This window comes from Collinsella sp. (genome assembly GCF_052346665.1).
Lineage (GTDB): Bacteria > Actinomycetota > Coriobacteriia > Coriobacteriales > Coriobacteriaceae > Collinsella.
Genome location: NZ_DAWDUX010000014.1, coordinates 9245 through 19787, shown reverse-complemented (window position 1 = coordinate 19787; position 10543 = coordinate 9245). Strand labels below are relative to the sequence as shown.

The window sequence follows — 10543 nt, the reverse complement described above, 5'->3', positions numbered from 1 at the left end:
CACATTGACCAAATAGTCAGGCCCTTGCGCCTCTTGTATATCAATCCTGCAGATTTAGCTTGTCTATGCATTTCTATACAAGAATGAACAAGAATATGCGTACCTGTTATCACAGTGGAGTAAACGGGGCGCTTCCGCTCCGCGGAAAAGCGTGATCAGGCGGAGCGGCCCATTACGCAGAGGGCTCCTGCTGCGTGATGCAGTGGATGTTGCCGCCACCGTAGACGACCTGCTCGGACTGGACGCCGACGCACTTATAGACGCCCTCGCCCCAAACCTCGTCGTAGATCTTCTGGAGGGTCTCGACGGCCAGGGCGTCGTTCTCATCGCCGTACTGCGGAACGATGACGCCGTGATTGGTCACGAGGTAGTTCATGTAGGAGGCGATCAGCGGCTCGTCGGCGACGCGCGGCTCGGCGTTCTCGTCGGCGTCGATGGTGTCGCAGGAGGCCTGGTCCATGAACAGCGGGTTGACGGGCATGGGGAGCTTGTAGACCTTCATCTTGCGGCCCTTGGCGTCGACCGCGTTGGAGAGGGTCTCGTAGGCGGCGTGGCACTGCTCATAGAAGGGGTACTCGGGATCGTCGGTCCAGATGCAGGCCATGACGCCCGGGGCGATGAACGTGGCGACGTCATCGATGTGGCCGTTGGTCTCCTCGGGGTCGATGCCCTCCTTGACCCAGATGACCTTCTCGACGCCGAGGTAATCCTTGAGGTGCTCGTCCATGTAGGCGCGAAGCTCCTCGCTCCAGGGCTCGAACTTCTTCTTGAACTTGGGCCAGATTGACTCGGGGTCCTCTTCCTCCTCGAGCACCGCGGAGCAGGTGCGGCCGGGGGACAGCAGACACTGGTCGGTCACGACGAGGGTGCCCTCGCCGTCGACGGTGATGGAGCCGCCCTCGAGGATCATGTCGTCGGGGCGATAGCGACGGCAGCCGGAGAGCTCGGCCATCTTGAGGGCGATCTGTTCGTCCTTGTCCCACGGGAAGTACAGGCCGTCGATGAGGCCGCCGTAGGCGTTGAAGTGCCAATGACAGGCGCGCTTCTCACCTTTGCCGTCGATGACGTAGGTGGCGGCGGTGTCGCGGAACCAGGCGTCGTCGGTGGTCATCTCGATGACGGTGACGTTCTCGTCGTCCTCGAAGACGGCCTTGCAGTTGGCGTAGTCGGCCTGGTTGGCGCACATGGTGACCGGGGTGAACTCGGCGATGGCGCGGGCGATGGCGGCGTACTGTCTCTGGGCGGGTTTGGCGCCGTGGGCCCAGGTGTCGGTGCGGTGGGGCCAGCCCATCCACACGCGGTCCTGCGGAGCGAACTCCGCCGGCATGAAGAAGCCATCGGCCGCAGGCGTGGAGTCGGATTCGTAGATCGTACGCATTGTGAACCTCCATATTCGTACAACCTTGTGCGCGAGGCGGGTCACCCCGCGCGAAACTACCTGTATAGGTGGGGTGCCCTAGTCCTCTTTTCTCCGAGGAGGCTAGAGCGCCTCATGTTGGGAGCGACAAGCTCGACGAAGCGCACTACGGTACGCGAGGAGAGTTGGAGCCCCAAGATGAGGCGCTTTAGTTCTCCTCGGCCTCCTCGGCGAGGCGCTGGGCGGCTAGCTCCGGGGTCAGGCCCCTGTACTCGACCTCACGGCCCTTGGAGGAGACGACGCGGAAGATCTCGCCGACACCCAGCAGGACGAGGAAGATGATCAGCATCGGGATCTTGCTCTCGAACTCGGCGGCGCTGAGCGGCACGATGGTCGCGACGATGGCCAGGATGAGCTCGATGCAGGGGACGGCGATGGCGATCTTCATCATGGCGCCCTTGAAGGGGAAGCTGAAGACGCGCTCGCGGTTCGGGTCGACACGGCGCAGCTTGAGGAAGGCCGGGAACATCGGGATGTAGGTGAGCAGCAGGAACACGACGGAGGTGCCGAAGAGCATCCAGAAGATTCCCTCGGAGATCGCCGGGATCGGGACGAGCTGCAGGCACAGGACGAGGGAGGCCACGATGGCATTGACGAGGTTGGCGCCATTGGGCATGTCGTCCTTGGAGATCATGGACGCAAAGATCTTGGGCATGTTGCCGTGCTCCGCGGCATAGCGGGCGACGGAGTTGACGCCGAAGGACCAGGCGGCCATGTTGGCGAACAGGGTGACGAGGAAGGCGATGCAGATGATCTTGAAGATCGGGGAGTCGCCGACCATCGTCTGCAGCGCGTAGATCATGCCGTAGTCGGGGTCGATCTGGCTGGCCGGGACCGCCGCACCGATACCGAAGCCGGCGAAGAGGTAGATGGCCGCGATGGACAGGCCGCCGACGATGATCGCCTTGGGGATGTCCTTCTTGGGATCGGCCATGTCATCGGTCATGGTGCAGATGACCTCGAAGCCCATGAAGTTGAAAATGATCACGGACAGGTAGCTGAGCGCGTTGGCGTTGGTGAGCTCGGGCAGGAAGGTATGCGGGCTCATGTCGGAGGCGAAACCGTTCTCCATGGCGTACCAGATGCCCAGGGCGCCCACGGCGACCGCGACGGCGACCTTGATGATGGCGCCGCCGTTCAAGACCCACTCGGAGTCGGCGACCTTGGAGCGGCCCATCAGATAGACCAGCCATACGAAGCCGAGGTCGATTGCGATCTTGGCGACCAGAGAGAACTCGACGTGGAACACCATGCCCAAGATGTCGGGGAACATGGTCGCCAGGGAGGCGATCCAGAAGGGATAGTTGATCCAGTAGTAGTACGAGATACGGGCGCCCCATTTGTCGCCCAGGCCCTCGCGCACCCAGTCGTAGATGCCGCCCTCACCGTCGTAGGTGGTTCCCAGCTCGGCGACGATCATGCCGTAGGGCAGCAGGAAGGTGATGACCAAAAAGATCCACCAAAAGAACTGCTGGTTGCCGATGGCGGCCGCGGGGGCGGCGGCCTCGCAGACGAAGACGACGCAGATGACGGTGGCGATAACGGTCAAAAAGGAGAGCTTCTTCTTTGATTCGCTCATTGGTATTCCTTTAGCTCAGTCAATGATAGGCAGGCGGGCGGCAGGAGACGAGCATCCGCCGCCCGCAAAGAGAGGACTTAGGCCTGCAGCTCGCAGATCTTGTCGAGGGCGGCGTGCAGCTCGGCCTTGGCGGAGTACTCGACGTCATCGTCATTGAGCGGGGTGCGGGCGCCGAGCGTGGCGAGCAGGGCGCGGATGGAGTGCTTGCGGTTCTCGGCCTCAACCCAGCACAGGGAGCGCTCGGGGTCGTCCATGACCTCGTCGGTGACCTCCTCGTTGCGGGTGGCCGGCAGGCAGTGCATGAACTTGGAGTTCGGGCCGGCGAAGTTCATCATGTCCATGGTGACCTGGTACTTGGGGTAGAAGACGTCCATGTAGTTCTCGCCCTCGACCTCCTCGTCGTACAGGCCGTACCACACGTCGGTGTAGATGAAGTCGGCGCCCTTGATGCACTCGATGTCATCGGAGATCACGATGGAGCCACCGGAGACCTTGCAGTTCTCCTCGCCGATCTCCATGAGCTTCTTGCCGAACTCGGCGCGCTCCTCCTCGGTGCCCACGTGCAGGGCGCCGTCGCAGATCTGGTGACCCTTGGGCCCGAACTGCACGAACTTCATGCCGATCTTGGAGCAGATGAACATGAGGGAGAGGCAGACCTGGGTGGCGTCGCCGATGAAGGCGAGGGTACAGTCCTCGATCTTCTTGCCCTCGGGCAGGTTCTCGAGCATGGTCATGAGGTCGCCCATCTCCTGCGTGGGGTGGTTGAACTCGGACATGCCGTTGATGACGGGCACCGCGGAGCCCTCGGCGAGGCCGACGACGTCCTTGTGGCGGTCCACGCGGGCCATCATGATGTCGAGCAGCGAGCCCATGACGCGGGCGGTGTCGCCCAGGGACTCATGGCCACCGAGCTGGATGGAGCCCGGGCCGTAGAACTGGGCGTGACCGCCGAGGTCGGTCATAGCCGTCTCGAAGGAGAGACGGGTGCGGGTGGACACCTGCTGGAAGATCATGCCGAGGGTCTTGTTGCGGAGCAGGTGGGGATAGTAGCCGTCGACCTTGATGGCCTTCTTCATAGCGAGGCCGAGGTCCTCGATCGCCAGGATCTGCTCCTTGGTGAACTCATTGGTGTCGATAAAGTCCTTGGGCATAGCCATTGCTCGTCCTTTCCGCCGTCCGCCGTCTTGGCGCCGACTTTGCTACGCGGGGCATCTTGTGCACCCCGCCTCGTTCCGTGACTTCATCTTTGGACGAGCTTGTGCGATTGGCGAGTTTATTCGAGTTGATAGGCCGCTCGGGGAATTAAACCGGCTCCAACTCCGGTTGAGGACGGTCATCCCACCAGCATCTGACGACCCGACCCCCTCGCCGACGGAGTCTCGTGGCACCGTTCGCCGAATCCGCGAACGGCTCCCTGAACGGTCGACGCCTCGCACGGCGAATCTTGGACGTGGGGCCCGCGATCACTTTTTGATGCATGTTTTGCCGCTCACTGGGCCATTTCAACCGCATAAGAGAATAAACCCCAATAAACCGCAGGTAGAAGAGCCGCAGGTCGGACGGCTAAACTTGCTCTTTCCCGTTTGGGTAGTATGTATACTGGCCAAGATTTGGGAGGGACTGAGTATGAACAGCCTGTTTTTCTTCTACACGATTGCGATGCTCACCCTGTGCATCGTCACTGCCGTGTTCTCGTTTGCCGCGTTGGCGTCAACGCGCCGGCGGCTGTTCTTCTTTAGCACCGGTGCCTTCGTCTGCTACGCGATCGAGCTGACCGAGATCTTCTTCCACGAGTACATCTCTCAGAACCAGCCGTTCCCCATGGACGAGTACTACGCCATCTCGATGCCCGTGCTGCGCACCGCTGTGAGCATCATCCTCAATGCGTTCGTTTGGCTTCTCATCCTCAACGTGCTCGACAAGCACTCCAAGCGTTTGTTCGCATGGCCGGTCATCGTGCTCTCAATAGCGAACCTCGTGGTCATATTCCTCATGCCCGAGGGTCCCGTACGCCAATGGCTGTACTACACGCTGCGGCAGGCGTTCTCCTTTGGAACCCTGCTCTATGCCATTTGGAGCTATAAGCACGAGGCCTCCCCCGAACTCAAAGCACAGCTCGCTAAGTTCCGCAAGCCGCTGCGAGTCGTCCTCACGCTTGTCGGCCTTATCATCCTCGAGGACACGCTCGTCATCCTCGTCATGCCGCCGAGCGACGGCGAGAGCTGGCTGCCGCTGTACCTCTCCGAGCGCAACTTCACGGAGAACGTGCTGCTCGTCTTCGCGGCCCTTCTGCTGCTGCGCCACATCTACCACGTGCTCTCCATCCGCATCCAGGAGGCCCCCGAAATCGAGAACGTCCCTGACATCGAGCGCCACATCGACACCATTATGCCGAGGTACCGCATGGAGCACGGGCTGTCCGAGCGGGAGGCCGAGGTCCTGAGCCTCGTCGTCATGAAGAAGACCAACCAGGAGATCGCCGACGAGCTCGTGCTCGCCGTGGGGACCATCAAGTCCCACGTGCACAACCTCGTCAAGAAGACCGGCACCAAGAACCGCGAGGACCTCATCGTCGACTTCTGGCAGAGCTAAGGTGTGAAACTAGATACCCACCACAACCAGCAGGTTTACGCTTTTACATCACGTTTTTGTCGTTTTTTCTTGCGTTTTCCATCTCGATTATGGTCGAATTACTACGCTTTTCCATCAGGCACCTCGCCATGCGCAGCATCCTGTTCGACACGCGTTTGGGCATTTCAAGTTATGGCCCGCCTCCACTCGGCTGCCTCGAGAGTTAACTCTCGAGGCGGCAATCCGGACAAAACGACAAAAACCCGCCGCGAGAGTTAACTCTCGCGGAACTCGCCTTTTCCGTGGCAACGCCGAGACTTCATTTCTCGTGACTTGCGCTTCGCTGCAAGTACTTCATACCAAGCGCCTCATGCCAAGCACCCCCGCACCATGCACTTCGCACCTCAGATTAGCACCCGTCCCTTTCTCGAGGTGATGACTTGTATCGCGCATTTCCATCACGCTGGGAACTGTGTTTTCCAACGCCCATGCAAACGCCCCCGCCGGAAATGAATCCGACGGGGGCGCATCAGGCGCTATGCGCTGCGGCTTACAGCCCGTTTTAGGCGACTACTCGTTGTAGAGCGTCTTGAGCTTGACCAGATGCTGGTAGCGATCCATGGCAGCGGCCTCGTTCTCGGCAAACAGCTCCTCGGCACGCTCCGGGAAGGAACGCGTCAGGCTGGCGTAGCGCGCCTCGTTCATGAGGAAGTCGCGATAACCGCCAGCCGGCTCCTTGGAGTCGAGGGCGAACTTCTTGCCCTCGGGGGCAGCCGGGTTGTAGCGGAAGAGGTTCCAGTAACCGCAATCCACGGCCTTCTTCATCTCGGCCTGGCAGTTCTGCATGCCGCCCTTCTTGATGGAGTGCATCTCGCAGGGGCTGTAGCCAATGATGATGGACGGGCCGTCGTAGGCCTCGGCCTCGTGGATGGCCTTGAGGGTCTGGGCCGGGTTGGCGCCCATGGCGACCTGCGCCACGTACACGTAGCCGTAGCTCATCGCGATCTCGGCGAGGCTCTTCTTCTTGATGTTCTTGCCCGCGGCGGCGAACTGGGCGACCTGGCCCAGGTTAGAGGCCTTGGAGGCTTGGCCGCCGGTGTTGGAGTACACCTCGGTGTCGAACACGAAGACGTTGACGTTGTTGCCAGAGGCGAGGACATGATCCAGGCCGCCGAAGCCGATGTCGTAGGCCCAGCCGTCGCCGCCGAAGATCCAGAAGGACTTCTTGGTGAGGTACGCCTTGTCGGCCAGGATCTCCTTGGCCTTGTCGCAATCGGACTTCTCGCACTCGGCGATCAGCGCGGCAGCGGTGGTCTTGGAGCCCTCAACATCGTTGCGAGCGTCCATCCAAGCCTGGGCGGCGGCCTTCAGCTCATCGGAAGCCTTGTCGCAGCCGAACATCTCCTCGCACGCGGCGACGAGCTTGCCCTGGACGGCCTTGTAGCCGAGCTCGAGACCGAGACCATGCTCGGCGTTGTCCTCGAACAGGGAGTTGTTCCAAGCCGGGCCGTGACCGTTCGCATCGGTGCAGAACGGGGAGGTCGCGGCGGGGTTGCCCCAAATGGAGGAGCAGCCGGTGGCGTTGGAGATGAACATGCGGTCGCCGCAGACCTGGGTCACCAGGCGGGCGTACGCGGTCTCGGCGCAGCCGGCGCAGGAGCCGGAGAACTCAAGCAGGGGCTGCTTGAACTGGCTGGACTTGACGTTGTTGCCCACGAGCTCGGGCTTCTCGGCGACGTTGGCCACGCAGTAGTCGAAGGTCTTCTGCTCGACGAGCTCGCCCTCGGCGGGAACCATGGTGAGCGCGTCCTTGGGGCAGACCTTGGCGCAGTTGGTGCAGCCCATGCAGTCGAGCGGGCTGACGGCGATGGCGAACTTGTAACCGGTGTCCTTGGGGATCTTCACATCCAGCATGCGCATGGTCTCGGGGGCCTCGGCGACCTCGTCCGCGTTGAGCGCGAACGGACGGATGGTGGCATGCGGACACACGTAGGCGCACTGGTTGCACTGGATGCACTTGGTCTCGTCCCAATGCGGGACCATAACGGCGACGCCGCGCTTCTCGTATGCGGAGGCGCCCAGCTCGAACTGGCCGTCGGCGCAATCCTTGAAGGCGGAGACGGTCAGGGAGTCGCCGTCCATGCGGGCGATGGGCTCCATGAGCTCCTTGACCTGCTTGGCGATTGCCGTCTTCTCGGCATCGGTGAGGACCTCGGCAGGAGCCTCGTCGGTGGCGTCGGCCCAGTCGGCGGGAACATCGAACTTCACGAACGCGGTCGCGCCGGCGTCGATGGCCTTGTGGTTGGCGTCGACGATAGCCTGGCCCTTCTTAGCGTAGGACTTGGTGGCGGCGTCCTTCATGTACTGGAGCGCCTCCTCCTGCGGCAGAACGCCGGCCAGCGCGAAGAACGCGGACTGAAGCACGGTGTTGGTGCGCTTGCCCATGCCCACCTTGGCGGCCAGGTCGATGGCGTCGATCAGGTAGACGTTGATGTTGTTCTTGGCGATGTAGCGCTTGGCATTCGCCGGCATATGGGAGGCGAACTCCTCGGGCGTCCACTGGCAGTTGACCAGGAAGGTGCCGCCGGGCTTGACGTCGCGGACCATCTTGAAGCCCTTGATGATGTAGCTCGGGTTGTGGCAAGCCACAAAGTCGGCCTTGGTCACGTAGTACGGGGAACGGATCGGGGAATCGCCAAAACGCAGGTGCGAAATGGTGACGCCACCGGTCTTCTTGGAGTCGTACTGGAAGTAGGCCTGGACGTACTTGTCCGTGTGGTCGCCGATGATCTTGATCGAGTTCTTGTTGGCGCCAACGGTGCCGTCGCCGCCAAGGCCCCAGAACTTGCACTCGATGGTGCCCTCAGCCGCCGTGTTGGGGGCATCCGGGTCCATGGGCAGAGACAGGTGGGTAAGATCGTCCTCGATGCCGATGGTGAACTCGCGCTTGGGCGTATCGGACTTGAGGTCCTCGAACACGGCGAAGGCAGCCGCCGGCGGCTCGTCCTTGGAACCGAGGCCGTAACGGCCGCCGGTCACCACGAGGTCGGAGCGGCCCGCCTCGTACAGCGCGGAGACGACGTCCTGGTAGAGCGGCTCGCCAATGGAGCCGGGTTCCTTGGTGCGGTCGAGCACGGCGATCTTCTTGACGGTCGCGGGCAGGGCGGCCACGAAGTCCTCAACGGACCACGGACGGTACAGACGAACCTTGACCAGGCCGACCTTCTCACCGTGGGCGTTCAGGTAATCGATGACTTCCTCGAGGGTGTCGCAGAAGGAACCCATGCAGACGACCACGCGGTCGGCGTCGTCGGCGCCGTAGTAGTCGAACAGATGGTAGCTGGTACCGAGCTTGGCGTTCACCTTGTCCATGTAGGACTGGACGATGGCCGGCAGCGCGTTGTAGGTGCCGTTGCAGGCCTCGCGGTGCTGGAAGAAGATATCGCCGTTCTCATGGGAGCCGCGAGCGGTGGGGTGCTCCGGGTTGAGTGCGTGATCGCGGAAGGCCTGAACGGCCTCCATGTCGCACATGTCCTTGAGGTCCTCGTAATCCCACACGGCGACCTTCTGGATCTCATGCGAGGTGCGGAAGCCATCGAAGAAGTTGAGGAACGGCGTCTTGCCGGTGAGAGCGGCAAGGTGGGCGACGGGCGAAAGGTCCATGACCTCCTGGACGTTGCCCTCGGCGAGCATGGCAAAGCCGGTTTGGCGGCAGGCCATGACGTCGGAGTGATCGCCGAAGATGTTGAGCGCGTGGGTGGCGACGGTACGGGCCGAAACGTGGAAGACGCTCGGCAGGCCCTCGCCCGCGATCTTGTACATGTTCGGGATCATGAGCAGGAGACCCTGGGACGCCGTGTAGGTGGTGGTGAGGGCACCAGCTCCCAGAGAACCATGGACGGCGCCGGCAGCGCCAGCCTCAGACTCCATCTCAACCACGTTCACGGGCGTACCGAAGATGTTCTTCATGCCCTGAGCCGCCCACTGGTCGACATGGTCGGCCATGGGGCTGGACGGCGTGATCGGGTAAATACCCGCCACTTCGGTGTACGCGTACGAAACGTACGCGGCGGCCTCGTTGCCGTCCATAGACTTGAACTTACGATCTGCCATATACCCCTCTCCTCTCGACTAGGTATATAAGGCGCCGGGAGTCACTGCGGCTCCCGGTATGCTCGCATGGCGGACGGAACCGAGCAGCTGCCTCGGAAGATCGCACCATGCACTCGCGCGGCATGACATATCGCCACGCGGGATGCGCATGTAGAACCATTGTACCCCCGATTATGAGTCCTAAAAGCACAATCTAGTTGAGTCGGCGAACGTATGTTTTCGCAGGTAGATATATTGGACTACGCAGTATCTCATCAATGATGAACCTCGTGCCATCGACACCGGCTTGCTCAATGTGCCGCCCTCGCGGTCGTACTCCACCATCATCGTCCGCCGCGTTCTGTTGCCGGCATGTGCCGCCACCCTACCTCGACGGCACCTCCGCACGCCCTTGCGCACTTCGGCCCAAAGGCCAGCGTTACCGCGCGAACGGCCACGCCCCACAATCATCCCCAAGCACTGCCGCCGCTCCGGACAGCGCGCGCTCCCTGATCTGTCCGGGCTCGCACTCGCGCATCTTTCGGCGATTAATGCCGACGACTAATTCCGGTGATTCACCTAAGTACGTTCAATTTGGCCAATGCCTCGAGAACAGAAGCAGATAATTTGTCAAAACCCCAGATAGAGAGCTCATTCATTCTGGGTATATCCAACCCAACCACATTATTGAACGTACTTGAATGCAAGCTGGGAGGGAACCGACTGATGGACCAGATATTGAGCGGGCCAACCGCCTTTGCGCTGCATCGCATTCCGCCGCAATACCGCGCCCTGCTGCCCAGCGTCCCCTTCATTGGCGCACCTGCATGCTGGCGCACCGTCCTCAAAGAATCCTTGTTCCGGACTTTAATCCAGCCACCGCT

Annotated in this window: 5 protein-coding genes; 1 reads left to right on the top strand and 4 read right to left on the bottom strand. The window is 61.6% G+C overall.

What is annotated here, in order from left to right:
• Window positions 1–172 precede the first annotated feature (172 nt).
• The 3 genes from ACT8II_RS03870 to ptcA all read right to left on the bottom strand — a co-directional run bounded on the left by ACT8II_RS03870 (window position 173) and on the right by ptcA (window position 4153).
• Entirely contained in the window at window positions 173–1378 is a 1206-nt protein-coding gene (locus ACT8II_RS03870) for an agmatine deiminase family protein (protein ID WP_294158362.1), read from the bottom strand.
• 187 nt (window positions 1379–1565) lie between these two features.
• Window positions 1566–2996 carry an APC family permease gene (locus ACT8II_RS03865; RefSeq protein WP_294158364.1) on the bottom strand — a complete coding sequence of 477 codons (1431 nt, stop codon included), beginning with the start codon at window positions 2994–2996 and terminating at the stop codon, window positions 1566–1568.
• Between the two features lie 77 nt (window positions 2997–3073).
• Window positions 3074–4153: a putrescine carbamoyltransferase gene (gene ptcA, locus ACT8II_RS03860; protein ID WP_302742507.1), complete on the bottom strand. Its 1080-nt coding sequence runs from the start codon at window positions 4151–4153 to the stop codon at window positions 3074–3076.
• 469 nt (window positions 4154–4622) lie between these two features.
• On the opposite strand from ptcA, the gene ACT8II_RS03855 reads away from it, so the two are divergent.
• Complete coding sequence (locus ACT8II_RS03855; RefSeq protein WP_443813025.1) at window positions 4623–5588, top strand: helix-turn-helix domain-containing protein; 966 nt, start codon at window positions 4623–4625, stop codon at window positions 5586–5588.
• 549 nt (window positions 5589–6137) lie between these two features.
• On the opposite strand, the gene nifJ is transcribed toward ACT8II_RS03855, so the two are convergent.
• Window positions 6138–9680: a pyruvate:ferredoxin (flavodoxin) oxidoreductase gene (gene nifJ, locus ACT8II_RS03850; protein ID WP_118652848.1), complete on the bottom strand. Its 3543-nt coding sequence runs from the start codon at window positions 9678–9680 to the stop codon at window positions 6138–6140.
• Between the last annotated feature and the right edge of the window lie 863 nt (window positions 9681–10543).